At 53.1% G+C, this 26351-nt stretch carries 23 protein-coding genes; 12 read left to right on the top strand and 11 right to left on the bottom strand.

Translation table 11 applies throughout. The features are described from left to right. From PKH29_02610 to PKH29_02625, 4 genes are all read right to left on the bottom strand, one after another. Window positions 1-1037, bottom strand: a 1037-nt coding sequence (locus PKH29_02610) for a class II aldolase/adducin family protein (protein ID HNX13727.1), incomplete at its 3' end; no start/stop codon positions are given. A gap of 33 nt (window positions 1038-1070) precedes the next feature. Further along, window positions 1071-2405: an L-rhamnose isomerase gene (locus tag PKH29_02615; protein HNX13728.1), complete on the bottom strand. Its 1335-nt coding sequence runs from the start codon at window positions 2403-2405 to the stop codon at window positions 1071-1073. 19 nt (window positions 2406-2424) lie between these two features. Then, complete coding sequence (locus PKH29_02620) at window positions 2425-3444, bottom strand: sialidase family protein (GenBank protein ID HNX13729.1); 1020 nt, start codon at window positions 3442-3444, stop codon at window positions 2425-2427. Between the two features lie 167 nt (window positions 3445-3611). Next, the gene (locus PKH29_02625; GenBank protein ID HNX13730.1) at window positions 3612-5093 is read right to left on the bottom strand and encodes a rhamnulokinase family protein; all 1482 of its coding nucleotides are present in this window, start codon (window positions 5091-5093) and stop codon (window positions 3612-3614) included. Window positions 5094-5346: 253 nt separating this feature from the next. On the opposite strand from PKH29_02625, the gene mnmE reads away from it, so the two are divergent. The 11 genes from mnmE to PKH29_02680 all read left to right on the top strand — a co-directional run bounded on the left by mnmE (window position 5347) and on the right by PKH29_02680 (window position 15870). Then, window positions 5347-6705 (top strand): tRNA uridine-5-carboxymethylaminomethyl(34) synthesis GTPase MnmE, encoded by a 1359-nt coding sequence (gene mnmE / locus PKH29_02630; protein HNX13731.1) that lies wholly within the window; start codon window positions 5347-5349, stop codon window positions 6703-6705. A 13-nt stretch (window positions 6706-6718) separates the two neighbouring features. Beyond that, window positions 6719-8647, top strand: a complete 1929-nt coding sequence (mnmG, locus tag PKH29_02635) for a tRNA uridine-5-carboxymethylaminomethyl(34) synthesis enzyme MnmG (GenBank protein ID HNX13732.1) — start codon at window positions 6719-6721, stop codon at window positions 8645-8647. Further along, window positions 8644-9339: a 16S rRNA (guanine(527)-N(7))-methyltransferase RsmG gene (gene rsmG, locus PKH29_02640; protein ID HNX13733.1), complete on the top strand. Its 696-nt coding sequence runs from the start codon at window positions 8644-8646 to the stop codon at window positions 9337-9339. Before mnmG ends, rsmG begins: the two co-directional genes overlap by 4 nt. Before the next feature lie 96 nt (window positions 9340-9435). Beyond that, complete coding sequence (locus PKH29_02645) at window positions 9436-10200, top strand: ParB/RepB/Spo0J family partition protein (GenBank protein HNX13734.1); 765 nt, start codon at window positions 9436-9438, stop codon at window positions 10198-10200. A 335-nt stretch (window positions 10201-10535) separates the two neighbouring features. Continuing rightward, window positions 10536-11327, top strand: a complete 792-nt coding sequence (locus PKH29_02650; protein ID HNX13735.1) for an AAA family ATPase — start codon at window positions 10536-10538, stop codon at window positions 11325-11327. Then, window positions 11324-12199, top strand: coding sequence for a ParB/RepB/Spo0J family partition protein (locus tag PKH29_02655; protein HNX13736.1), 876 nt, complete (start codon window positions 11324-11326; stop codon window positions 12197-12199). Before PKH29_02650 ends, PKH29_02655 begins: the two co-directional genes overlap by 4 nt. A 28-nt stretch (window positions 12200-12227) precedes the next feature. Continuing rightward, window positions 12228-13520 carry a serine--tRNA ligase gene (gene serS, locus PKH29_02660; GenBank protein ID HNX13737.1) on the top strand — a complete coding sequence of 431 codons (1293 nt, stop codon included), beginning with the start codon at window positions 12228-12230 and terminating at the stop codon, window positions 13518-13520. 84 nt (window positions 13521-13604) lie between these two features. Beyond that, window positions 13605-13901 (top strand): GNAT family N-acetyltransferase, encoded by a 297-nt coding sequence (locus PKH29_02665; GenBank protein HNX13738.1) that lies wholly within the window; start codon window positions 13605-13607, stop codon window positions 13899-13901. Between the two features lie 116 nt (window positions 13902-14017). Next, entirely contained in the window at window positions 14018-14269 is a 252-nt protein-coding gene (locus PKH29_02670) for a helix-turn-helix transcriptional regulator (protein ID HNX13739.1), read from the top strand. A 32-nt stretch (window positions 14270-14301) separates the two neighbouring features. Further along, window positions 14302-15369 carry a phosphotransferase gene (locus PKH29_02675; GenBank protein ID HNX13740.1) on the top strand — a complete coding sequence of 356 codons (1068 nt, stop codon included), beginning with the start codon at window positions 14302-14304 and terminating at the stop codon, window positions 15367-15369. A gap of 63 nt (window positions 15370-15432) precedes the next feature. Next, the gene (locus tag PKH29_02680; protein HNX13741.1) at window positions 15433-15870 is read left to right on the top strand and encodes a GNAT family N-acetyltransferase; all 438 of its coding nucleotides are present in this window, start codon (window positions 15433-15435) and stop codon (window positions 15868-15870) included. A gap of 247 nt (window positions 15871-16117) precedes the next feature. Here the strand turns inward: PKH29_02680 and mgtA are convergent, their stop codons facing one another. From mgtA to murI, 6 genes are all read right to left on the bottom strand, one after another. Then, window positions 16118-18772 carry a magnesium-translocating P-type ATPase gene (mgtA, locus tag PKH29_02685; protein ID HNX13742.1) on the bottom strand — a complete coding sequence of 885 codons (2655 nt, stop codon included), beginning with the start codon at window positions 18770-18772 and terminating at the stop codon, window positions 16118-16120. A gap of 245 nt (window positions 18773-19017) precedes the next feature. Then, window positions 19018-20058, bottom strand: a complete 1041-nt coding sequence (locus PKH29_02690) for a hypothetical protein (GenBank protein HNX13743.1) — start codon at window positions 20056-20058, stop codon at window positions 19018-19020. A 1-nt stretch (window position 20059) separates the two neighbouring features. Further along, window positions 20060-21433: a hypothetical protein gene (locus tag PKH29_02695; GenBank protein ID HNX13744.1), complete on the bottom strand. Its 1374-nt coding sequence runs from the start codon at window positions 21431-21433 to the stop codon at window positions 20060-20062. 117 nt (window positions 21434-21550) lie between these two features. Further along, complete coding sequence (argS, locus tag PKH29_02700; GenBank protein ID HNX13745.1) at window positions 21551-23323, bottom strand: arginine--tRNA ligase; 1773 nt, start codon at window positions 23321-23323, stop codon at window positions 21551-21553. An 80-nt stretch (window positions 23324-23403) separates the two neighbouring features. Continuing rightward, window positions 23404-23820 carry a DUF1934 domain-containing protein gene (locus PKH29_02705; protein HNX13746.1) on the bottom strand — a complete coding sequence of 139 codons (417 nt, stop codon included), beginning with the start codon at window positions 23818-23820 and terminating at the stop codon, window positions 23404-23406. Between the two features lie 103 nt (window positions 23821-23923). Continuing rightward, window positions 23924-24742 carry a glutamate racemase gene (gene murI, locus PKH29_02710; protein HNX13747.1) on the bottom strand — a complete coding sequence of 273 codons (819 nt, stop codon included), beginning with the start codon at window positions 24740-24742 and terminating at the stop codon, window positions 23924-23926. Window positions 24743-25705: 963 nt separating this feature from the next. Here murI and PKH29_02715 point away from each other — a divergent pair. Then, window positions 25706-25927, top strand: a complete 222-nt coding sequence (locus PKH29_02715; GenBank protein HNX13748.1) for a hypothetical protein — start codon at window positions 25706-25708, stop codon at window positions 25925-25927. A gap of 85 nt (window positions 25928-26012) precedes the next feature. Here PKH29_02715 and PKH29_02720 read toward each other — a convergent pair whose 3' ends face one another. Continuing rightward, on the bottom strand, window positions 26013-26210 hold the full coding sequence (locus PKH29_02720; protein ID HNX13749.1) for a hypothetical protein: 198 nt from the start codon (window positions 26208-26210) through the stop codon (window positions 26013-26015). Window positions 26211-26351 lie beyond the last annotated feature (141 nt).

Raw genomic sequence — 26351 nt, forward strand, 5'->3', positions numbered from 1 at the left:
AGGGGTTTTCCGCCTCCGAAGTTTTCGGCGAACACCGCGACTTTGATGGCGTCTTTAAACACCGCCGCCGCGATGTCGGCCTCTTTCTTGGACGGGCCTATCGCGTAATATCCCAATCCCTCAACGCCGACGATTTTCGGCAGCCCGTTTTTGCGCTTCTGATAATCGACGATGGCTTTGGAAAGCGTATCGGCATCCGGCGCGCAAAACGCCGCTTCATCTTTGCAGTAGACCATGTGGTCGGGCGAGAAGGTGGTGTGGATTTTCATAAATTCCGCTTTGCTCTGTGCAAACTTCGCGATCTCCGCGTCGGTGCAGAACACCGCGAAGACGTCTCCGCCGCAGATGCCGCGGATCGCCGCGCCGAGCATCGCCGCCGTCTCGAGGTCAAACGAAATCTCGGAAAAGTCCGGCTTTTTGGCAATCACGCTGCGCAGCGCGGAAAGGAATGCGTCAAACTTGACGTCAATTTCTTCCTCGCTCTCGCCGCCGAGGAAAATCCCGTGGTTTTCGAGCAGGATGTAGTCCGGGTTTTTGCCGTGCGATTCGGCAAACGCCTTGATCTCCCCGGCAATCTCGGTCGCGAGCACATAGCCGGGCATGATCGGGCGCACCCAGATGCCCTTGTCGCCGAACAGCTTGTCAAAAGCCGCTTTTCCGTTTTTGCCGCAGGTCATGCCGTTGATTTCGGCGGGATGCAGATGCAGCACGTATTTGGACGGAATCGCGTCGTGCAGCAGCGTCTCGACGGAGGGGCGTTTGGCTTCGCCGGGCACTCGCGCGGCCATCATATCGGCAAGCACCGCGGCTTCCCTCGCGTCGGTGTCGGCGGGATATTTCTTTTCGAAAATCGCCGCCAGCGCTTTGCGTCCGAGCTTGACAAATTCCTCAGGCTTGATGGTGGCAAGTGAGGTGCCGGAGCCTTTGATGTAAAGGAAATCGGCGTCTTTGTACGACGTATTGCCGCCGCCCGCGAGCACATATTCGGGATTCACCCCGTATTTGTTGGATATTTTCGCGATGGTCTCAAGTGACATGGATATTCGACCTTTCTTTTGTATAACGGTTATTTATCTTTTCGCCAGCACATCGGCTTCGTATTTCTTGACTTCGGCAAGCCATGAGCCGCGCACCGGCACATTGCGTGTCAGGCAGTAATAATCCCAAACCGCGCCGAGCGGATAGGACTTATATTCTTCGGTCAGCGCCAGCCGCGAAGTGTTGTCGCCCGCGAGTTCCGCGGACTTCAGATCGGCGACCGGTTCGAGCAGGGCGGAGAGCAGCATCTTCTTGGTGTTGCGCGCGCCGACAATCCAGGCGGCGAGGCGGTTGATGGACGCGTCGAAATAGTCGGTCGCGATATAGGTGCGGGAAAGCGCGTTGCAGCGCACGATCTCGCTCATCAACGCGCGAAGTTCGTCGTCCATGATGACCACGTGGTCGGAGTCCCAGCGGATGGGGCGCGAGACGTGCAGCAGCACTTCGGGCATAAAGCAAAGCAGCGCCGAGAGCTTCTGCGCGATCGATTCGGTCGGATGGAAATGCCCGGTGTCGAGCGTGACCATGGTGTTTTTGCGCGAAAGGGCGTAGCCCATATAGAATTCATGAGAGCCGGGGACATAGGCCTCGCTGCCGATGCCGAAAAGTTTCGATTCGACCGAGTCCTTGGTGTAAGCCGTGTTCAGATGTTCGCGGAAGATGCGGTCAAAAGAGTCGATCAAACGCTCGCGCGGGCCCATTTTGTCGATGGGGTTGTCCTTGCAGCCGTCGGGGATCCAGTGGTTGACGACGCAGAGCTTGCCGGTTCTGCGGCCGAAATATTCGCCCACGCGGCGGCTGCGGATGGCATGCTCGATCCAGAAGCTGCGGATGCCCTCGTCGGCGGAGGCCAGCGTATAGCCGCTGTCGGCTTTCGGGTGAGAGAAGAAAGTCGAGTTAAAATCCAAACCCACCTTGTTGGCGACGGCCCAGTCGGCCCAGCCGGAATAGTTCTCCGGTTCGATCTTGTCGCGGTCGGGTTTTTGTTTGGAGGTGATATAGTTGGCGTGGACGTTGACCTTTTTCGGGCCCGGGATCATCGACATCGTCTTTTCAAGGTCTGTAAAAAGCTGTTCGGAGGTGCGGGCTTTGCCGGGATAATTTCCGGTCGCCATAATGCCGCCGGTCAGCGCGGTGTCCTCATGCTCAAAGCCGGAAACGTCGTCGCCCTGCCAGCAGTGCAGGGAGAGATCGACCGAATCGAGTTTCGCGATCGCAGCGTCGGTGTCGACGCCGATGGCGGAATAGGTATCCTTCGCCAGTTTATACGCGCCGTAGATTTTGGCCTCATAGGTGCCGTCTTTGACGAAAGCGGCGATTTCGTTGGCCGCCTCGCGCAGTTTCTTTTCAAGTTCGTCTGTGTTCATGGTCATTCTCCTTTAATAATTACTGTTTTATGATAAAATCACGCTCATATAACGAGCAGCCCCGGATTTGACCTTTCGGGGCATCGTCCACGAGATAATAGACGATGTAGATTTCGCCGTCATTGAACTGCACCCAGCCCGAATACCCGATGTCGGAAACGGGGCTTCGGTCATAATCGATCGGCATGATGCGGGTCGCGCATTTGCCGCGTTCTTCTGCCAAAACGGAGTCCCTGTCGGTCAGTCCCGCGAAAAAGTTTTGAGTCCAGTGCCCGAGCCAGCCGTTTCCGCCCTGTAAAAACCGGTGCGTGATCAGGATATTTCCGCTCTTTAAGACGCCGGAGACGGGCCGGTGGCAGCCGGGCAGCGGAAAGTCCGTGACCTTGCCCCAGGTCTTGCCGCCGTCGTGTGAGACGGCTTTTTTGCAGTCATACCCGAGGAACGAATTTTCACGCATAAAAGCAATTAAATCATCCCCGAGCGGTAAAATCGAGGCCTCGCAGAGATTCAGCCCGTCTACCGCGGCCAGCGTGATACGGTCGCCCCAGGTCGTGCCGCCGTTTTCGCTGATCCATAAAAATTGCCGCAGCCAGCCGCCTTCTTTCCGGTGCGCGGATAAGAACAGTTTTCCCCGATACTCCAGCAGCTTATCCGGCACGATGCCGCCGCAGCCGGTACCCTTCGGCTCACTCCAGTTTTCCCCGTCCTTTGAAAAAAGAACAAAGTTTTCCGACTTGTCTTCGTTTTCAAGGCCGAAAATCCGGTCGGTGATGACAGCAAGCCCGCCGTTCACAACCGAGATGCGCGCGCAGTTGAAAAACCCGCTTTTGACTTCGTGATCGCTTTCGCCGAGCAGTACCTTCGGTTCACTCCAACTTCGGCCCCGGTCGGCGCTCTTTGTGAGCATTATGCGCGAATCGGTCCGGTCGCCGTGGTGGGTCGTACGGGTAAAGACGCAGTAAAGCGTATCTTTGAACAGCACCGCGTCGGGAAACGCCTGGTAATAGCGATCATCGCGGCTGACGGTAAATTTCTGCATGATGATACCCTCCATGGGAATCGGAATTTGGCGGAAGAGAGGATAGAGCAGAGAACAGAGAGGAAACCGTAGGGGCGAACTTTGTTCGCCCGCCGCCTTCTTGACTGTAGGGGAGGATATCATCCTCCCGTCTACCGTGGAAAAGGAAACGGGAAATATCCTTCGATTTATTCCTTCAATCCGCAGACGCCCAGATAGCGCTGATACGCTTCGTTCCAGACCGCCGTGTCGATGGGCCGGTAGGTGACTACGTCAAACGATTTGGCAATGCAATCGCGCGCCTCATGCACATCTTTGAATTCGCCCTCCGCGATCAGCTGCATGCAGACATTGCCGATTCCCGTGGCCTCAATCGGGCCCGCGACGACCGGCCTGCCGAGCGCGTTCGCGGCGAACTGGCACAGCAGTTTGTCTTTGACGCCGCCGCCGACCAGATGGATGACGTCGAGCGGATAACCGAGCAATTTTTCAAGATTCGCCGTGGCGTAACGGTAAGCCATCGCCAGCGATTCGGTGATGCAGCGGGAATAATCTCCGATGCCCTCGGGCAGCGGTTGGTTTGTGCGCTCGCAATATTGTCTGATCCGCGCGGGCATGTCGCCGGGGGTCTTGAACATCTCGTCGTCGGGGTTGACAAAACGAGAAAGCGGTTTTGACTGCGCCGTATAGTTATCAATATCCTTAAACGAGAGATTGCGGCCCTCACGGTTCCATTGGTTTCGGCATTCCTGCATCAGCCAAAGGCCCATGATATTTTTCAAAAACCGGGCGGTGCGGTTGACGCCGCCCTCGTTGGAATAGTTGAGTTCGTAAGTGGCGTCGGAGATGAGCGGTTTGGGCAGTTCCGCACCGAGCAGGGACCAGGTTCCGCAGGAGATAAAGGCGAATTTCTCATCTTTCGCCGCCGGGACGGCAAGGACGGCCGAACCGGTATCGTGTTCCGCGACGGCGCAGACCTTGACGGGTTTACAGCCGGTCTGCTTGCAGACGTCCCCGTTCAATACGCCTTTCGGAGTGCCCGGTTCGACGAGCGGCGCGAAAATATCCGAAGGGATCCCCAGCTTTTTCAGCAGTTTTTTATCCCAGCCGCCGGTTTCCGAATTCAGCAGCTGAGTGGTGGAGGCCATCGTAAACTCGTTGGTTTTATTGCCTGTTAAGAAATAGCACAGCAGATCGGGAATCAGCAGCAGCGTTTTTGCGTGTTTAAGCAGTTCAGGGCGGTGTTTGGCAAGAGAATAGAGTTGAAAAATCGTGTTGAACCACATAAACTGGATGCCCGTCCGGTAATAAAGCGGCTTTTTGCCGGTGATTTTAAAGACCTCGTCGGGGATGCCGTCGGTACGGGAGTCGCGGTAGTGTATCACGTTTTCAAGCAGTTTGCCGTTTTTGTCGAGCAGTCCGAAATCGACGCCCCAGGTATCGATGCCGACAGAGTCAAACTCGTGTCCCCCGATGACCGCTTTTGAAATGCCCTGCAAAATCTCGTGATAAAGCCGCAGAAAATCCCAATATAACGTACCGTTTACGGTGACGGGATCGTTTGAAAAACGATGGATCTCCTCGAGGGTTATTTTACCGTCGGTCAGAGAGCCGATGACGGCCCGTCCGCTCGACGCGCCGAAATCGAATGCGAGAACCTTTTTGGCCATGACTACCTCCGAAAAACATTTTTAGACGATTCCTATTTTAACACAGCCAAAATCCCAATGCAACCAAAAAACCTGCCGAAATCCGTTAAAACAGGTACAATTTGCATCTTCCCGGGGCAATTCACTAAATCATGGAAAAACGCGCGCTCCGGCGCCGGAAAAATGCGGGGAATTGACAATCGGCGGCATAAAAGCTATAATTTTTGGGCGATTTGGTTGAACGGATCGCAAAAAAACGCAGGGAGGCGAAACGGTGAAAACGGACCACGGCAATACCATCGCTGCAATCTCAACGCCGCTCGCAGCCGGCGGCATCGCCATGATCCGGATCTCCGGTGAAAAAGCGATTGAAATCGCGCAAAAGATATTCATTCCCGCGGGGAAACCTCTGAACGAACTGAACGGATACAGCGCCGCGTACGGGCATTTCACCGATAACGGCGAAACCTTTGACGACGGCGTCGCCGTCATTTATAAAGCGCCTCACAGTTACACCGGAGAAAACGTCTCCGAGCTCTGCTGCCACGGCGGCGTCTTTCTGGCTCAAAAAGTCCTGAAAACCGCAGTTGAAGCCGGCGCTTGCCCCGCGCAGCCCGGCGAATTCACGCGCCGCGCTTTCGAAAACGGCAAGCTCTCGCTGACGCAGGCCGAGAGCGTGGTGAACCTGATCAGCGCGGTCGGCGATTCTGCGCTCAAAGAGGCGAATGCCGCGAAAAGCGGCGCGCTCGCGAAAAAAATCGATTTAGTCAAAACCGACTGCATCAACGCGGCAGCCGACGTCGCCGCCTTTTTGGAGTATCCGGACGAAGACGTTCCGGCGCCCGTCGGCGTGAAAGAAAAACTCGTCTCCGCAATCGGCAGGTGCGAAGAACTCATTCGAAATTTCGACAACGGGCAGGTTTGGCGCGAAGGCCTGAAAACCGTGATCGCCGGAAAGCCCAACGTCGGAAAATCCGCGATCATGAATTTGTTGGCCGGATGCCCGCGCTGCCTCGTGACCGCCGCCGAGGGCACGACCCGCGACGTGGTCACCGAAAGCGTGCGGCTCGGCAGCGTTTTATTGAACCTTGCCGACACCGCAGGAATCCGCCTGAGCGACGATGAGATCGAGCGGCTCGGCATCGAAAAGACCAAAAGCGAGCTGGAAACGGCGCAGCTGGTTTTGGCGGTGTTCGACGGCGCCCAAAAACTCGACGGCCGCGACCGCGAAGTCATCAGACTCTGCAAAGAGCTGAAAACCGTCTGCGTCATCAACAAAAACGATCTGCCCCAGATCATCGAGCAAAACAAGCTTGAAAACGAATTTAAAACGATTGTGAATATCAGCGCGTTCGATGAAAACGCCGTGAAAATACTCGAAGAAGCGATTAAAAGCGAGATCGGCGCGGCACAACCGCAGGAAGGGATTTTTAACGTCCGCCAGCGCGACTGCCTGAAACGAGCCAAAACCGAATTGGAAAAAACCCTGTGTGATCTGACAGCGGGCATCACAGCCGACGCAACCCAGATCGGGATCGAAGCCGCAATCTCGGCGCTGTGCGAACTGACCGGAGAAAATGTTCCGGAGACGCTGATCGACGAGATCTTTTCGCGATTTTGCCTCGGAAAGTGAAACAGGAGAACCTATGATCGAATATCATGCCGGAAAAATTGATGTTGCCGTCGTCGGCGCGGGGCATGCGGGAATCGAAGCGGCGCTCGCGGCGGCCCGGCTTGGCTGCGAGACGGTTTTGTTCACTCTGAATCTCGACGCGGTCGCGAACATGCCCTGCAATCCGTCCATCGGCGGCACGGGCAAGGGACAGCTTGTGCGCGAACTCGACGCGCTGGGCGGGCAGATGGGCAAATCCGCCGACGAGGTCTGTCTGCAGAGCCGCATGCTCAATCTCGGAAAAGGGCCCGCGGTGCGCAGTTTGCGCATGCAAAGCGACCGGCCGCGCTATAAGACGCTGATGAAAAAAATCATCGAGCAGCAGCCCCGTCTTCAGCTCGTGCAGGCAGAGATCACAGCCGTCGAATATACTGAAGACAATCACCTGATCCTTAAGACCGGGCTCGGCGCAATATACCATACTAAATCGGTAGTCATTGCGGCCGGCACCTATTTGAAAGGGAAAATCCACATCGGCGAAGTGAATTACGAAGCCGGGCCGGACAATATGCGCGCCGCGTCCGGACTCTCCGATTCGCTCAAAACCCTCGGCATCCGGATGCTGCGTTTCAAGACCGGAACTCCTGCGAGAGCCGACGGAAAGAGCATCGATTATAACGCCCTGGAGCGGCAGGAGGGCGACAGACCGCCCGAGGCCTTTTCTTATGATACCGATCCGGCTGCGCTGAGAAACGATTTTCCTTGTTATATCGCCTGGACCAACGAAAAGACCCACGAGATCATCCGGAAAAATCTGCACCGTTCTCCTTTATACGGCGGCGTGATTGAAGGCATCGGCCCGCGCTATTGCCCGAGCATTGAGGACAAAGTCGTCCGGTTCGCCGACAAGACGCGCCATCAGATCTTTATCGAACCGACCGCCGCCGAAAGCTGCGAAGTTTATATTCAAGGCATGTCCTCGTCGCTGCCCGAAGAAGTCCAGCTCGAATTTCTGCGCACCATCAAGGGCTTTGAGCATATCAAAATCATGCGCACCGCTTATGCCATCGAATACGACTGCTGCGACCCGATTCAACTGGCCCCGACCCTCGAATTCAAAGATTTCCCCGGCATTTTCGGCGCGGGGCAGTTTAACGGCACCAGCGGATACGAAGAAGCGGCGGTACAGGGTTTTGTCGCGGGCGTAAACGCCGCAAATAAAATTCTGGGTAAACCGGAATTTATATTATCGCGCGAGAACAGCTATATCGGTACATTGATAGACGACATCGTCACAAAAGGCGTCGTCGATCCCTACCGCATGATGACCTCGCGCTGCGAATACCGGCTTGTGGTCCGGCAGGATAACGCCGACCTGAGAATGACGCCGCTCGGGCGCGAACTCGGGTTGATCGATGACGACCGCTGGGCGCGGTTTTTAAAGAAAAAAGAGCAGCTCGAATCAGAGCGCAGGCGCGTCAGAGAGACCACGATCAAACACAGCCCCGAACTGAACGCGTTGCTTGAACAGACCGGCTCGCTGCCGCTTTCGGGCGGAATCCGGCTTTCGGAACTGCTCAAAAGGCCGCAGATTTCCTATGCCGACCTTGCGCCGTTTGACCCATCGCGCCCCTTGCTGCCCGAAGACATCGGAAACGAAATCGATATCGAATATAAATATGAGGGCTACATTCGAATCCAGCAGGAACGCATCGAAGAGCTTCGGCGCATTGCGGTCAAAAAACTGCCGCCCGACGTCGATTATAAAACCGTCGGCGGGCTCCGGCTGGAAGCAAAAGAGAAGCTCAACAAAATCAAGCCCCGCGACCTCGGACAGGCCTCGCGCATCTCCGGCGTGACGCCCGCAGATCTTGCCGTGCTTTCCGTGTGGCTCGTGAAACAAAGCAAAGAGGCAAACAGCTTCCAGAAAGATTTGGCAGTCGAAAGGGCGGACGAAAAATGAAAATCACCGGGCAATACTGCGCGGAAAGCAATATCGAATTCACGCCTCAGATCGCGGATAAACTTCGCCGTTACAGCGAATTTCTGACAGAATACAATCAATCCGTAAATTTGACCGCCATCAAAACGCCCGGGGAGATCGAAGTCAGGCACTTCATCGATTCCGTGACGCTGCTCAAAGCGGCAGAAATCCGAGGCAGCGTTCTGGACATCGGAAGCGGCGCGGGTTTTCCGGGTGTGGTACTCAAATTATTCCGGCCCGAAATCCGATTGACACTGCTCGACAGCAACGGCAAGAAAGCGAAATTTCTTGAACTCCTCTGCCGGGAACTCGGCATAGACGCCGAAGTTTTGCTCGGCCGCGCCGAAGACCTCGGCGGCTCATCGGAAAATCGGGAAGCTTTTGATCTGGTCAGCGCCAGAGCTGTCGCCGAATTGAATGTTTTATGCGAATACTGCATCCCGTTTGTCAAACCGGGCGGCACCTTTGCGGCGATGAAAGGCGCGGCCTGGAAGGAGGAGCTTGACGGCGCGCATAACGCGATTAAGATCCTCGGCGGGAAATATCGGGAGACCAAAGAATTCACTTTGCCGGACGGCAGCCGAAGGGGAATCATTTTGATTGAAAAAATATCGCAGACCCCGACAAATTACCCCCGCATCGGCGCAAAAATCTCAAAAAAGCCGCTGTGAGAAACCGAAAAAGACAATAATCAGGCGAAGGCCGTCGTATAAAATGAATGGACAATCCCTCTTTTCAGGACTTATGCTTGAAAAGGGGGATTCATAATGCAAAAACAGAGATATGCCATGATAGAGACCTATAAAATCACGCCGAATCCGCTGCAGCCGAGGCGCCACTTCGACCCCGACAAGCTCCGCAATCTGGCGGAAAGTATTTCCCGGAACGGACTCATCCAACCGATCTCGGTTCGGAAGACCCAGCAGGGATATGTATTGATTGCGGGAGAGCGCAGGCTGCGCGCTTCCAAGCTCGCCGGAGTCGGAAAAATCCCGTGCGTGCTCGTCGATACCGATGAAGTCGGAAGCGGCGTGATGGCGCTGCTTGAAAACCTGCAGCGGGAAGATCTGAACTTTTTTGAAGAGGCGGACGGGATTCGGGCACTCATCGAACACGGGGGTTTGTCCCAGGCGGAAGCGGGGCGGCTGCTCGGAAAAACCCAGCCGACCGTTGCCAATAAAATTCGGCTGCTGCTTCTGGACGATGCCGTTCGTTCTTCCATTCTTTCTGCAGGACTCACCGAACGGCATGCCCGCGCGCTGCTCTGCGTCGAGCCCGACCTGCGCCCGAAAGTTTTAAGACAGGTCATCGAGCGCGGGCTCAACGTAGCGCAGACCGAGGAATTGATCAGCCGGCTGAACGAGGAGCACCCGAAACGCATGGTACGCGGTGCGCCGAAAGACCTCCGGCTGTTTAACAATTCCATAAAAAACGCGGTAGGTTCACTCAACCGATGCGGAATCGAGTCGAGATTTTCAATGAATGAATTTGAAGACCGCGTCGAGTACGTGATATGGGTGAAAAAGAGCTGAGCGCCCTCCAAGTAATGGTTTGAACGAGATGTTTCCGCTTGAATACCCGGCGGAAATCAATTCTGTTTCGCGCAGACCCGATTGTTTTCCAAAGGACTTCAGCTCTTTTTTATATGAAACGCCCCGGAATTGTTCCACGTGGAACAATTCCGGGGCGAGTTCTGATTTTTGCCTTCCTTGTTAAAAGCGCAGACGCGCAGGGTTTGATATGGACTTTTAAAATGTTCCACGTGGAACATTTTTGCTTTATATCGGCGGATCGGCCGGTTGTTATCTTGAAAAAAGTGCCGAAACATGGTAAAATGTCCCCATACCTACAGAAGGACGGTATCTGCGTGGAAAAGAAGGGAAAAATTATTGCAATCGCGAACCAGAAGGGCGGGGTGGGGAAAACGACCACCGCGGTCAATCTGGCTGCGGCGCTCGGCGCGCACGGATACAGCGTGTTGTTATGCGACATCGATCCGCAGGGCAACGCGACAAGCGGTTTCGGCATTGAGAAGAGAAATTTAAAAGGCAGTTCCTATGATCTGATCATTGGCGAAAGCACGGCTTCCGAAGTTATCCTCAAGACCAAATTCAAAGGGGTCAGCGTGATTCCGGTCGGAATGGAACTCGCGGGCGCCGAAGTGGAACTTGTGGAAGTCGAAAACCGCGAGAGCCGTCTGAAAATGGCCGTCTCCGGCCAGCGCGATAAATTTGACTATATCTTTTTCGACTGCCCCCCTTCTTTGGGATTATTGACGCTGAACGGGCTCTGCGCCGCCGATACCGTTTTGGTGCCGATTCAATGCGAATACTACGCGCTTGAGGGCCTTTCGCAGCTGATGAACACGATCCGGCAGGTCAAGCGCCGTTATAACGAGAACATAGACATCGAAGGCGTTCTGCTGACGATGTTCGACGGGCGATTGAATTTGACTATGCAAGTGGTTGAAGAAATCAAGAAATACTTCCCCCAAAAGGTCTATTCCACCACGATCCCGCGCAACGTCCGCGTATCGGAGGCGCCGAGCTACGGCGAGCCGATCATGTATTATGACCGGTTTTCCCGCGGGGCGGCGGCGTATGAGGAGTTCTGCAAGGAATTCATCAAGAATAACAACATGAAAGGAGACGCGAAATGAACGCAAAAAAACGTTCCCTCGGGAGAGGGCTGGACGCGCTTCTGGATGACAACGCGTCCGAAGAAAGCGGCGTAACCATGCTTCGCGTCTCTCAGATAGAGCCGAACCGCGCGCAGCCGCGCAAAGATTTTGACGAACAGCAATTGCGGGAGCTCGCCGATTCCATCAAGGAGCACGGCGTTTTGCAGCCGCTGCTTGTCTGCGAAAAGGACGGCGGATACGTCATCGTCGCGGGCGAGCGCCGCTGGCGGGCCGCGCGGATGGCGGGACTCACCGAAGTGCCTGTTTTGGTGCGCGATTATGACGATCAGATGATCGCCGAGGTCTCGCTGATCGAAAATCTGCAGCGCGCCGACCTGAATCCGATCGAAGAAGCCGCGGGCTACCGAAATCTCATCGACCGGTTCGGGTTCACACAGGAGAGCGCCGCGGAGCGCGTGGGCAAATCGCGATCTACCGTGGCCAACTCGCTGCGGCTGCTTGCGCTGCCCGAATCCGTTCAGGCGCTGCTGCGGGAAGGCCGGCTTTCGGCGGGACACGCGAAAGTGCTCGGCGGAATCTCCGACGAAAAACGCTGCGTTGAGCTCGCGAAATCGAGCGCGGACGGAAAAATGAGCGTCAGGGAACTTGAAAAAGCCGCCGCTGCGGCCGAAAAACCGAAAAAGCAAACGCTTCCGAAAGTACGCGAGAGTTTTTACGACGAATTCGAGATCGCGGTCAAGAGCGAAATGGGCCGAAAGGTTCGGGTCGCGAAAGCTCCGGCGGGGGACAAGCCCGGCTGCGTCGAGATCGAATTTTTCTCCAAAGAGGACTTATCGGACCTCGCGGCGTACCTGACGGGTGATAAAAATAAAAAGAATAAAAAAGGTTAATCATCAATGACCGAAAGGATTAAACGTTATGATCGATATTAAACTGCTCAGAAGCGATCCCGGTCTTGTTCGGGAGAATATGAAAAAGAAGTTCCAGGAGCAAAAACTGCCGCTCGTGGACGAGGTGCTGGAACTGGATAAAAAATTCCGTGAGTCCAAAACGCGCGGCGACTGGCTTCGTTCGCAGCGCAAGAGCATCAGCAAGGAAATCGGGGGCATGATGGCGCGCGGCGAAAAAGAAAAAGCGGAAGAAGCCAAAAAGCAAGTTAACGACATGGCCGAAGAACTGGCCGCGCTTGAGACCGCCGAAACCGAACTCTCCGAGGAAATCCGCAGGCGGATGCTCGTGATCCCGAACATCATCGATCCGTCGGTGCCGATCGGGCATGACGACAGCGAGAACGTCGAGGTCGAGCGGTTCGGGGAGCCGAGGGTGCCGGACTTTGAGGTTCCCTATCACGTCGAGATCATGGAGAAGTTTAACGGAATAGACCTTGACAGCGCCCGCAAGACCAGCGGAAACGGGTTTTATTATCTGTGCGGCGACATCGCCCGTCTCGAGTCGGCGATTTTGTCTTACGCGCGCGACTTTATGATCGATAAGGGCTTCACCTATTACATCCCGCCGTTCATGATCCGCGGCGACGTGGTCAGCGGCGTCATGAGCTTTGCCGAGATGGAAGGCATGATGTATAAAATCGAGGGTGAGGATTTATATCTGATCGGCACGAGCGAACACTCGATGATCGGAAAGTTCATCGATACGACCCTCGACGAGGATTCGCTCCCGCAGACACTGACAAGCTATTCGCCTTGCTTCCGCAAAGAAGTCGGCGCGCACGGAATTGAGGAGCGCGGCGTCTACCGCATCCATCAGTTTGAGAAGCAGGAAATGATCGTGGTTTGCAAACCGGAGCAGAGTCCGGACTGGTTTGTAAAGCTATATAACTTTACAGTTGAGTTCTTCCGCTCGCTGGACATCCCGGTGCGCACATTGGAGTGCTGCTCGGGAGATCTGGCCGATCTGAAAGTCAAGAGCATCGACGTCGAGGCCTGGTCGCCGCGTCAGAAGAAGTATTTTGAAATCGGAAGCTGTTCGAACCTCGGCGACGCGCAGGCCAGACGGCTCGGCATCCGGGTACGCGACAAAGCGAGCGGCAGCAACTATTTCGCGCATACGCTCAACAATACCGTGGTCGCGCCGCCGCGCATGCTGATCGCGTTTTTGGAAAACAATCTTCAAGCCGACGGCAGCGTCGTGATCCCCGAACCGCTGAGACCGTATATGGGTGGGAAAACAAAGCTGGAAATCCGGAAATAAGAACCCGGTTCAATCGTAAAAGCCGTCGTTTTGGGCACTTTAAAAAACGGCGGTTTTTCATTTTCAAATGAAGGGGGCCGTCAGATGAACATCACTTACGCGAATACCGTTTCGGTTGAAGATTATACGCTCCTGCGTGCTTCGGCGGGTTGGAGAGCCATTCATCCGGAGCAGGCGAAGGCGGGAATTGACGGGAGCGCTTTTATCATCGCGGCGGTTGACGGGCAGAAAACCGTCGGTGTTGCGAGATTGGTTTGGGACGGCGGCGGATACGGCGCTCTGATCAAAGATGCGCTGGTGCTGCCGGACTACCGGGGAAAAGGCATCGGCAAAGAGATTATGAAAAAGGCAAGGCGATACTATAAAAATGAGACTTATTAAGAGAGTACAATAAAAGAAAGGTTAACCGGAAGTTGAGTTGTCTTGATGCACTTCATATGGTAAAGGGATTTTTATAACGGCATAATAGAGATACAGAAATAAGAGGGGGTTATGATATGCTTGATTATAAAATTGTGGGTACAAAGATAGCTTCTTTTCGTAAAAAGAACGAACTGTCGCAGGAACGGTTGGCTGAATTATTAAATATATCCCCTCAGGCAATCAGCAAATGGGAAAACGGGCATTCGCTCCCGGATACCGCATTGCTGCCGGTATTGAGTCAAATATTCAGCTGTACCATTGATGAGTTGATTATGCCGGCTTATTTATTGGACTCGAGAATCGAAGAAGAAAAGCAAACATTTTAGAGCAGCAAGCCGAGCATATAGCAAAACGCATTTTGCAACAGATAGAGAAAAGAAAAGCAACGGATCAAACAGCGGGGTTAGAGGATAATACAATCATTCAGGCGATTTCAAAATCAAATCCGAACATCGGAAATTATACAATCAGCAGAAACACACCGGAAAAGAAAACACGTTATACAGATACATATGTAAAAGTTTCTACACCGCAAAAGGAATACAAATTACTGCAACGGATTTACGCCGAAGACGACAGAGAACTATTGGGATATCATTTATTTAAAAATCATACTTCCTCCATCCCTTATATTTATCACATGGATATTCCGGCAAGAACGGTATTGATGGAAGATTTAAACGACGGCTATATACAGGGATTTCAATTTGATGAAAATAACGAAAACGGTATAATCATCAGGGAAAATTATAACCGCTTGATAGAAACAACAGCAGAAATGCATTCTGATTTTTGGGAAGACAGCAATACGTTTGCACAACTCGGGCTTGATTGGCGCCATCAATCGGCGGAAAATCTTTTGACACACATCTCCGGCATGCAAGCGGACTTTATGAAATACCGGGAAAAAGAAGAGAACCACCGGATCCCGAAACAGTGGGAATGTTTTGTAAATGAGTTGGATATTAAAAAGCTGGACTATTTTGAAGATGCCGCCCGATATTTAAAACAAACCTATGAAAAAGTTTTGTCTTCGAGATTTCATACCGGAAATAATATAACGTTTATTCACGGAGATTTACATCCGGGGAATATATTCATTTCTAAATCAACTGACAGGATTGTAAAATTTATTGATTTACAAGCAATCAGAATCGGATTATGTACCGAGGACTTGGCAATGCTGCTGGCTTTACATATTCAACCGGATAAAAAACTTGCGCAGCCGCTGATCGACCGTTATTACGATAAACTGGTGATGACTGTGAAAAACTATCCGTATGAAATGTTTATGAGTGATTTAAAATTGTCGATCGCAGAAAGCATGTTTTTCCCGATACGGCTGATCAACCGGGGAATTTATGATTTTACCATGAGAGATAAAGCCATCAAGGCCTACGAAACGTTTGTTCTTTCGGATATATAAAATATTATAATCAATTGTAATGTAAATAGGAAACTAGGAACCATTTAAAAGAGGGGCAAAAACATGGGAACAATCATCAGGGATTTGGTTATGGAAGATATGGCGCAGCTTGCGGCACTTCATGAGCAGTTCTGGGGCGACAAATCGGATGTCGAAAGGATGAAAAGCGAGTTTCCCGTGATTATGCAAGAAAACCGGCATATCATTCTGGTCGCTGAGCGGGATGGAATCGTGATCGGCTCGGTGATGGGGATTGTCTGCCGGGAACTTTACGGGGACTGCAGGCCGTTCATGGTAGTGGAAGACATGGTCGTCGACCGCCAAAGCAGACGGGGCGGGATCGGGTTTCAACTGCTGACCGAATTGGAAAAGAGAGCGAGAGAGCGAAACTGCGCGCAGATGCTTCTGGTCACGGAAGCCGATCGGATCGCCGCCTGCGGGTTATATGAGAAGTATGGGTTTCAAAAGAACAACAAAGGGTATAAGAAAAAGTTAATTTAACTTAATGTATAGCTTGCTGTTCGCAAGATCATATGATTTTTGATAAACAGCGAGGATGGAATAACAAAGAAAGGGCCGCTTCATAGCGGCTCTTTTTATGAATATTTCTCGCGTTTTTAAAACCGCTAGTTTTTAAAGCGTTACGCACTGGGTTTTTGGAGTAATTCTCACCGAGGATGGAAGCGCGCGCTATGAAGCGAAGGGACAGTAGGTTTTATGACGCGTTTGAAACCGGCATCATGCCGGGCTACATCCATTCGCCGTAACGGCGGACATACAGTTTCTTGATTAGCTGAACGCAGAGGAAGTAGCCGAACAATAGTGCCGCAAGCCAGGGGATGAACAATACCGGAAGCTTCGTCATATCGAGACCGACGGCAAGGGACGTAAAGCCGACGGCGATTGCCGCCGCCGCAATGATAAAGGTAGAGAGGTAAAGCGCAGCAGATGATTTGCTTTGAATAAACGGAATTTTTGAAGTGCGGATGGCGTGGATGACCAACGTCTGAGACACCGTTCCGAACACAAACCAACCGCATTGAAACAGCGGGGATAGCGCAGCGGTGTTTGCTTTGAAAATCCACCACATGATTGCGAAACACAACATATCGAAAACGGAACTGAGCGGGCCCAGAAATGCCATGAAGGATTTGATCGATTTCGTCTCCCATTTACGGGGCTTTGCGATGTATTCTTTATCTACGCTGTCGAACGGCATTCCCATTTGGGAAAAATCGCAGAGCAGATTTTGTGTCAGAATCTGAACCGGAAGCATCGGGATAAAGGGGAGAAAAATGCTTGCTGCAGTGAGCGAGATCATATTGCCCAAATTTCCGCTGGCGGCCATTTTAATGTATTTGATGATGTTGCCGAAAGTACGGCGGCCTTCAATAACTCCATCCTGCAATACAAGAAGATCCTTTTTTAACAAGATAATATCGGCGGTTTCCTTTGCGACGTCCACGGCGGTATCTACCGAAATGCCCACGTCTGCCTGGTGCAGCGGAGGTGCGTCGTTGATGCCGTCGCCCATATATCCGACGGTATGTCCCGCAGTTTGAAACGTTTTAACGACGCGTTCTTTTTGGGAGGGGGAAAGCTTTGCAAACAGATCGCAGACCTTGACTGCTTCCAAAAGCGCGGCGTCGTCCAACTGTTCGACATCTCGTCCGATCAGCAGCTTTGAGGTGTCGACGCCCACTTCTTTGCAAACCATTGCCGCAACGCCCTCGCTGTCGCCGGTGAGGACGACAGTTCGCACACCGTGTTCCCGGAGCGCGGTGATAGCGGCTTTCGCGCTTTCTTTCGGCGGGTCGAGAAAGCCCACAAAGCCGATTAAGATCATATCTTTTTCATCGGCGACACCGAATGCGGCGCTGCCCGGAACTTCGCTTTTCTGTGCTACCGCAAGCATCCGAAGACCGTCGGAATTGTGCTTTTCGTAGACCTGCTGCGCCGAGCGGCGCTTTTCGCCGTCCAACGGCAATATTTCACCATTCATCTCCACAAAGGATGAGATGGCGAGAATCTCTTCAACCGCACCCTTGGTGATCAGTTGACGATTGCCGTCTTTATCGGCCAGAACGACGCTCATTCTGCGGCGCGAAAAGTCAAACGGGATTTCGTCTACACATTTATAATCACTCAATACACTTTCCAGCCCGTTTTGCACGGCCCGGTTGATGATGGCGATATCAATCAGGTTCTTAAGACCGGTCTGAAAGTGGCTGTTGAGATAAGATCTGCGCAAAACGCCTGTGTCGTCCTCGCCCATAAGGTTAATGTATTTTTCCAATACGATTTTATCCTCGGTCAGGGTACCGGTTTTGTCGGTGCAGAGCACGTCCATTTCACCGAAGGTTTGAATCGCGCCGAGCGTTCGGACGATCACCTTGCGTTTAGACATGGAGACAGCGCCTTTTGCAAGGGTCGAAGTCATGATGACGGGAAGCATCTCAGGCGTTAGACCGACCGCGATGCTGATGGCGAAGAGAAGCGCATTCAGCCACTGACCTTTTGAAATTCCGTTGATTAAAAAGACGACGGGGACCATCACAAGCATCATCCGGACCAACAGCTTGCTGACCGAATCGACGCCGCGCTCAAAGCTGGTTTTGATTCTTTCTCCGGACAAGGATTTTGCCATTGAACCGAAATAGGTGCTGTTGCCGGTCACGAGAACCAACGCAGACGCGCTGCCGCTGAGGATATTGGAGCCCATAAAGCCGATATTCTTTAAATCTGTCAACGATTCGTTTGGTTGATTCGGGATATCGCTGAATTTTTCCACGGCATTGGATTCACCGGTCAAAGCTGCCTGCGCGACAAAAGTGTCTTTGGTTGTTAAAAAACGGACGTCGGCCGGAAGCATATCTCCCGCCGATAGTTTGACGACGTCGCCGGGAACAATTTCGTCCATCCGAATTTCTTTGATTTCTCCGTCCCGCCAGACGTCTGCTTTATTGCTGATCATCTTCGACAAACTTACGGCGGCGGCGTTGGAACGCTGGTTCTGAATGAACGCGACCAAACTGGATAGCAAAATCAGAGATAAAATAATGATGACAGTGAGGTAATCCGGCTTTAACGACGCAGCGACGTCCGTAAAATAGGTGACCACTGCGACGAGCAGCAAAATGGCGTTGAACGGATTGACAACCGCCTCTCTGATCCGGCGAATCAAGGTGTTCTTCTTGCCTGCGGTGATGACGTTTTTTCCGAATTGGCCCTGCCTTGCTTCAGCTTCTTCATTTTTCAAGCCCGAAGGTTCGGCGGAAAGCTGTTCCATCAGGTCCGGCAGCGCCATGAAAGCGAAAGAACGAAGCTTATTCTCTGATTCAAGCTTGTTTTTTTGAATTTGCCCGCTGAGTTTTTTACCGTTATGAAAGAGCACAAGTTTCATTCCTTTCCGGTCAAAACATTTATTTTTGAATATAATATGTGCTGTTTTCGAAATGTGCAGGTGTCTTTTATAAATAAATCCGTTCTTACTCGGATTTTCAATTCTTTCGAAAGATAACGGACCATAAAATCTATTTTAAATTATATCCGAAGATTTCCGGCAAATCAATAAGAAGTCATGTGCAATTTGATAAAAACAAAGAAGGTTCCGGACGGAACCTTCTTTGTTTTTATTGAACCGGTTACTTATTTCTTGGGTTTTGCCTTGCCGGTTTTTGCCGGGTCCGTCTTTTTGGCGCTTTTCTTCGCCGGTGTTTTCACGCCGCTTTTCGCGGTTTTGGCAGCGGGTTTTCCTGAGGTCGCTTTGGCATGTTTTTTGGCGGGCTTTTTCTCGTGCGCCTTTTTGACGGCGGCTTCATCTTCGGCTTCCTGCCAGGACATGCAAAGCGGAACCGCGCAGAACTGGGCGCCGAACAAACCGATCAGCGTGCCGATGAGCAGCGGAAAGGCCGTATAGGCCAGATCCCTGAGGCCGAAAGCGAGTCCCGAAACGCCGGCAGCGCCCAGAACAAGGACCGCGGCGAGCGCGATTCTGATGTTTCTCGGCATCAGAACTTCTCCGGTCTTGTCGGCGACATCGTCATGGTCGAGGACGTGTTTTGCCTCATGCAGTTCGCGGGCCTGACCGAAGGCGAGCGCCGCGAAGAACAGGGCAGCCGCGAAAGAGCCGACAGAGACGACCGCAAGCGGATAGGAGACGCCGCCGCCGATGACAAACAGGGTGATCAGCGCGCCGGCGACCGCTGCGACAGCCGGGACAAATGACGTGAGGGCGGTCTTGAAACCATAGCGGATCGCGAGATAAAGTCCCGCGATGATGAAGGTCGTGACGCCTGTGAAGACCAAGAACATGACCAGACCGGTCGTGTTTTTTCCGGCGACTGTGTCATAGGAAATCACGGAATAGCTCGCACCGAGCGTGGCGACGAGTTCCTGCGCGTTGACGGCGGTGAAGCCGGTTCCGTCGAATTTGACGCTTGCCGCTTCATAGGTTCCGGAGATGTCTTTTCCGGCGGTAACGGTATAGGGCAGTTTGGTCGCGGAAGCCAGTTGGGTCTCCAGTTTGGTATAATCCAACGGGATGTCGGCGCATTTTACGGTCAGAACCGCGGAATCGGAAAACGGCGCTTTTGCCGGCATTCCGACAGCCAGAACCAAAACAGCCGCGACAACGACGAGCAGCGCGCAGAGAATGGCGCTGAGCGAGGCCTTTTTATAATACGACATCTTATTTACCTCCAAACAGACCGGGCTTTTTGAAAGCGCCGATTGAAGAGACCGTGGCGATCATCGCGCGCTGAACAGCAAGGACAACGATCATATCGATGATCAATCCGTACAGCAGGGCGAAGACAAACGGATAAACCGCATAACCGCCGGGGGAGACGCCCAGTCCGGCAAGCAGGTTCTGCAGCCAGGAAAGGCGGTAATTGGAGGTTCCGAACGCGGCCATGGCGAGGAAGGCGGTGATGCCGGCGACGATGAAACCGTCGACAGCGCCGGCTGTCATGCCCTTAAGCCCTCCGCGGACGGACGCGTCAAGCGCTCCGTGTTCGGCGAGTCCCGCTTTGATGCGCTCCGCCTGCCAGACGCCGAGCGCGACGGTGACGAGGCCGAGCATGACCATGCCGAAGATGCCGGCAACGGTCAGCGTGTTGACCGGGAACACCGGGAAGTAGCCGGTGAAGAGAATCACGGCAAGAGCCGACTCCAGAATCAAACCGAGGGAGACGACCACGCCGGTCAGGCGATAGCTGACAATCAAAAGAATACAGATTAACGCAAAGGCGCTGCCGATGACGATGAGGATGTTCTGCAGCGACGCGGGATTGGCGGATGAAAGTTCAACGATGTCCGTGAAAGTGAATCCGTAGGGGAGAGGGCCGAGATTGATTTTATAAGCCATCGCCTCGGCTTCGGCCATGGACATCGTGTCGCTGGAGACGACGAGCTTACCGTCGGTAATGGCGGTATCAATGGTGTATCCGCCGACCTGGGTGTTGTCCATCCAGATGGTAAGCGTCTCTCCGGACATCTGATACGTGGCGCTGGCCAGGGCGTTTGTGCCGTCTTCATTCAGCAGAATCTGAACGGCGGGTTTTTTCGATGTGGTGGTTTTGCCGGTCAGAGCGCCGAGAAGTTTGGTGTTGTCCGCGATGACTTCACCGGTGGGAAGGCCGTTTTCATCGGTGGTTTCACCTTTGCGGATCGTCAAAACGCCCTTTCCGCGGATGTCTTCGACGAGCGCTTTGATTTTATATACCTGATAACCCTCGCTGAGCGGGAATGTGACGACGATTTTTTTATTCGTCGCGTCAATTCCGAGCTCCACGCTGTTATAGCCGTTTTTGCTCAGCCGGCCTTCGATGAGGTCGCCGGCTTTTTGCAGGTTTTCGGCGGTGATTTCGGAACCTGCTTCCGGGGTCAGAACTACTTGGCCCGTCTTGCTCAGCTCAACGCCGGCCGACAGACTTTTCGTGCCTCTGATTATCGTGTTTTCCGTCGCGCCGTACCAGGAATAAACGCCGAAAAACGACGTATACCCAAGTCCGAGGATCAGCAGGGCGATCACGAAAAAAACAAGGCCTTTTGCTTTTTTCATCCTTTTACAGTCCTTTGCAGAAAATTTTATCGGTAACAAGGTGGTTTCATACCGAGTGTCGGTGAACATTATATACCACCCGCGCGCGAAAAGTCAATGATAATCGGTATAAACCGGTCACATCGATTCCGGCACGGTGATTTTCAGCATTTCGAGAATATTGCAGAGCGCCGTTTTGACCGCGAGGCACAGCGAGAGGCGCGCGTTGGTCAGCGCTTTGTCGTCGGTCTTGACGCGGCATTCGGTATAAAACTTGTGAAACAGCGTGGCAAGGGCGACCGCGAACCGAGTGACTTTGGACGGGTCGCGGGTGACGGCGGCGTCGATGACGACCGACGGCAGCGTCGTCATATAGGCAATCAGATTTCGCTCTTCCGGGGCGGTTAACAGCGTGAGTTCGGCGGCGGTCGGCTCATGATGCCCGATGCCCTCGGCGGCGAGATTTTTGATGATGCTGCAGATACGGGCGTGGGCGTACTGGGTGTAATAGACCGGATTTTGAGAGGTCTGCTCGAGCGCGAGGTCGAGGTCGAATTCCATCTGGCTGTCGGGCGTGCGCATGTTGAACAAAAACCGCACCGCGTCGGTCGGAATTTCGTCGAGCAGATCGGTCAGGGTGATGGCGTTTCCGGTGCGTTTGCTCATCTTGACGACCTCGCCGCCCCGGGTCAGTTTCACCATCTGCATCAAGATCGCCTCAAAGCGGTCCTCTGCGACGCCGACGGCGGGCAGGATTTCCTTCATGCGGCGCACATAGCCGTGATGGTCGCTTCCGAGCACGTCGATGGCGAGGTCGAAGCCGCGCGTGACGAGTTTATTATAATGATAGGCGATGTCCGGCACGATATAGGTCGGATAGCCGTTGGAGCGCACCAAAACAAAATCCTTGTGAAACACTTTTCCGGTTTCGGCGGGTTCTTCGCCCGGCAGTTCCTCGTCTTCGGCGTTCGGGTCGGAATCCGGGCAGTCGGGCTCGTCCCCGACCATGAACCAGAGCGCGCCGTTTTTTTGATAGGTCTTACCGCTGTTTTTGAGCAGTTCGATCACGCGTTCGACTTCGCCCATTTTATATAATGAGCTCTCATAAAACCACAGATCATAGGTTATGCGGTATTTGTCCATATTGGCGCGCAGGTAAGAGACGTTTTTCGGCAGCGCGAACGCGACCAGCGCTTTTTTGCGATCAGAAGGGTCCGCGCCGACGAATTTGTCGCCGTTTTCTTCGGCAAACGCCTTGGCGTGCGCGGTAATGTCCGCGCCGTGGTAGGAATCGTCGGGCATCGGGTGTTTTTCCTCGCCCTCATAAAGCTGTAAGTAACGGGTCTCGAGCGAGAGCCCGAATTTGGCGATTTGGTTGCCCGAATCGTTGACGTAAAATTCGCGGCTGACTTCATAGCCTGCCGCCTGCATAATCGCGGCAAGGCAGTCGCCCAAAGCGCCGCCGCGGGCGTTGCCCATATGCGCGGGGCCGGTCGGGTTTGCCGAGACGAATTCAATCAGCACTTTTTTGCCGTTTCCGAACGAGGTGCCGCCGAATTTGCCGCCGAGCGACAAAACCTCATTGACCGCGGCGGAATAAAACGCGTCCGCGAGGAAAAAGTTGATAAACCCGGGGCCTGCGATTTCGGCGCTGGCGAAATAAGTATCTTTAAAGTTGAATTTACCGGTCAACAACTCGGCGAGTCTGCGCGGAGGCAGCCGACAGGCTTTTGCGCCCGCCATTGCGGCGTTGGACGCGAAATCGCCGTTTTTGCGGCCGGCGGGAATTTCGACTGCGCAGCGCGGGGGCGGGCAGTCGGGCAGGGCGCCTTCGGCGGTCAATTCGGCAAACGCGGTTTTGACAAGCTCATCGGCCTGTTGTTTCGCGGATAAAAAAACGGATTCGGTCATGTTTAAACATCCTTCGGTTTCATAAAGTAACAGGTAACAGTGAATCGTGAATAAGTATTGTGCCGCAGCGGCGGGATCTTTTATAATCTCTGCGCTTTGATTTTGATGTTGTTTCGGCTGGCGAGGGAGGTGTTGATGTCGATGGCGTAGTCGATTTCCATATCCAGCCGTTCGGGGCTGTCGGTGACCTTGATGTCGCCGCCGTTGACCCCTATGTAGATGTCGCCGAGCGGCGTGTGGTACTGGCAGATGTGCCGCTGTCCCTTTTCAATCAATAAGCCGCTCTCGCCGCCGCGTTCGAGCTTGAGCATTTTTCCGTCGTAGCGCAGCACGGTCGTGACCTCGCCGAGGCCGTGTTCGCCGGGTTCCGGATATTCCAGATAAAGTTTGCCGTTTTCGTTGTTCATCTTGCCCTCGACAAAGAAGTCGCTGACCGTCTGGTCGGGGTCGGTGAACTGGGTGCCGGTGATGTGCAGTTTCACGGGGTGCTTTTTCATATCTCTAAGCCATCCTTTCACAGATGTTCGGATGTTGCCCGAAAAGATTCGTTTCACTTTCGCCGTAAGAGCGGGACCGTTATGTAATCAAATGCAAAAAGGTCTAATATTGGTCGATGTCGACCTGCGTGCAGAGGGGGATGCCGTTGTGAGTCAGATCGCCGAGCGTCGCTTTGGCAAAGAGCCCGAAGGCCTCGGGGCGGTCGGAGACAAAAAATCCGAGTGTCCCGCCGGCGGGATTTTTCAGTTTTTCGGCTTCGAGGAAAACGGCGATGCGTTTCGCGACCGCGACCGCGGGGTCAATCAGCGTGATGCCGGGCAGGTGGTTTTGAATGGTCTGCCGGATGAGCGGATAGTGCGTACAGGCCAGAATGGCCGCGGCCGGTCTTCGCTTCGAGATTTTTTCGAGATAGAACTTCGCTGCTTCGTTCGTAATGGGATCTTCCGGGGCGATATGCCCGTTTTCGACAAGCGGCACAAACAACGGACAGGCCTGCTCGATGATGACGGCGTTCGGTTTGACGGCGGTAATCAGTTCACGGTGGCTGTGGCTGCGGATGGTCGCGAGAGTGCCGAGCACCGCGATCTCGCCTTGGTCGGCATAGCCCGCGGCATCCGCCGCGCCCGCCGAGACGACGTCGAAAAACGGAACGCCGACGCTGTTTTGAAGGTCTTTTCCGGCGACCGAACTGATCGTGCCGCAGGCGACGACCATGAGTTTGATGTCCTTGGTCATCAAAAAAGCGGCGTCCTGCGCGGAATATTTTTTGATGGTCGCGTCAGGCCGGGAGCCGTAAGGCACGCGCGCGGTGTCCCCGAAATAGACGATGTTTTCGTCCGGCAGCAGACGGATGACTTCTTTGACGACCGTCAGGCCGCCGAGGCCTGTGTCAAAAATTCCGATGGGATTGCCTGCGCGCATAAAAAAACTCCGTTTCCGCACCCGAACCTGTGCCCTTGCGTTTTTAAAAATGAATCTTTGAGAAGAGGCGGCGGGGACCGTGCCGAAGGGGCTTTTCAATAGTATATTCACAACGCCCCGGATATGCGGCTCATTCCCGCGGGCCCGTAAATAAAACCCCCGTTTGAAACGGCTTTAAGCCGCGCGGCTCGAAAATAGCCGTATTTTATTTATACCCTAAAAACGCCGTACAGTCAAGGGAAAAAGCGCCGGCGAAATATTCGCTTGTTTCAAAAACCCCCCGTCCGGGGGATCGGAGCGAACTCCGAACGCGCCATCGGGAAACACCCCACAAAACCCCCCCTCAAACCCCCCCTAAAAAGAAAAAGAAAATAAATAATAAAAAGAAAACATAAAATAAAAAATAAAAACAAATATGAAAACAAAAACAAAAGCAAAAAAAGAAAAAGAAAAAGAAAACAGAAGAGCGGGCCGCTTTCGCGGCTTGCCCGATCCGTCAGGCGTTTGGGAGGGCGTTCGGGTCGGGACGGCACAGACATAGACGGCGCGGGTTAAACAGCGAAAAATAGCCGAAGAGCAAAATTTTTTATAAATTTCCGGCTTTTGCGCGGACGGTGTACTGTTTTCGGTACTCGCTCTTGAGTATAATGAAAAAACACAAAGGGCGTTTCGGCCCCCCGGGCATTCCGGGCCGCATTTTTGAAGATCGGAAAATTATTTTTCTTCCAAAACAGAAAATCGACCGCTTTCGACAAACGGCGGGTGTATCTTATTCTACAGGGGATGAACGGGTGCTGCGGCAGAAAAAATGCTTTTCGAAAAGGGCAAATGTCCCATGGATATATTGGGAACTTAATTCGTTATCCGTCCATACCCTGTAAAAATGTAACCGCGATGTAACCGGAATCGGTTATAATTTCCATCGGTGAATTCAGTCAAACCGGAAAGAAGAAGGAAAAGACATTGAAAAAGGAACATAAGATCATGGTCACACTGACCCCCGAAATGCGGGCATTTATGGTACAGGCGAAAAAGCTCTATGATTACCGTTCCTGGTCGGATCTGCTGCGGACGCTGATCACGGAAGGCCTGGAGACCCGGAGAGTCATCGACGCCGGAGCCCGTAAAAATAAAAAAGCGATGCTTTGCGAAGGCGATCTCGGCAAACACAGCGGCGCGTTTTAATTCGGGGGAGGAACTGCCGGATGTCAAAAAAGGACAGTTTGAAAAAGCGGACAGCGCAAGGGAAGCGAAAAAATCCGAATTCGCGTCAATCCGGATGCTTCTCTTTTGACGATAGATCCCTATTTTGCTCTTTTAACGATTTCATGCCCAGGCGTATCAGTTCCAGCGTTGCGGCCGAGCGGCTCGGAAATCGGTTTTCAAATCGATAATCATCGATCTGTTTCAGGGTCTCTTGATCCACGATGACGGTATATCGGTTTTTTTCTGTCGGGATAACTGCCACCCCCTCTCGGCGTAATAATATACGTAGTATTACCTTTGCTGTCAACTGGTAAAATTTATGGAAAAAAACATTGACAAGTTCATACAATGCAGTAGTCAACAAAAATCGGACACAAGATTTAAAATTATGTACGTGCTAAAT

Source organism: Oscillospiraceae bacterium, from assembly GCA_035353335.1.
Taxonomy (GTDB): Bacteria; Bacillota; Clostridia; order Oscillospirales; family JAKOTC01; genus DAOPZJ01.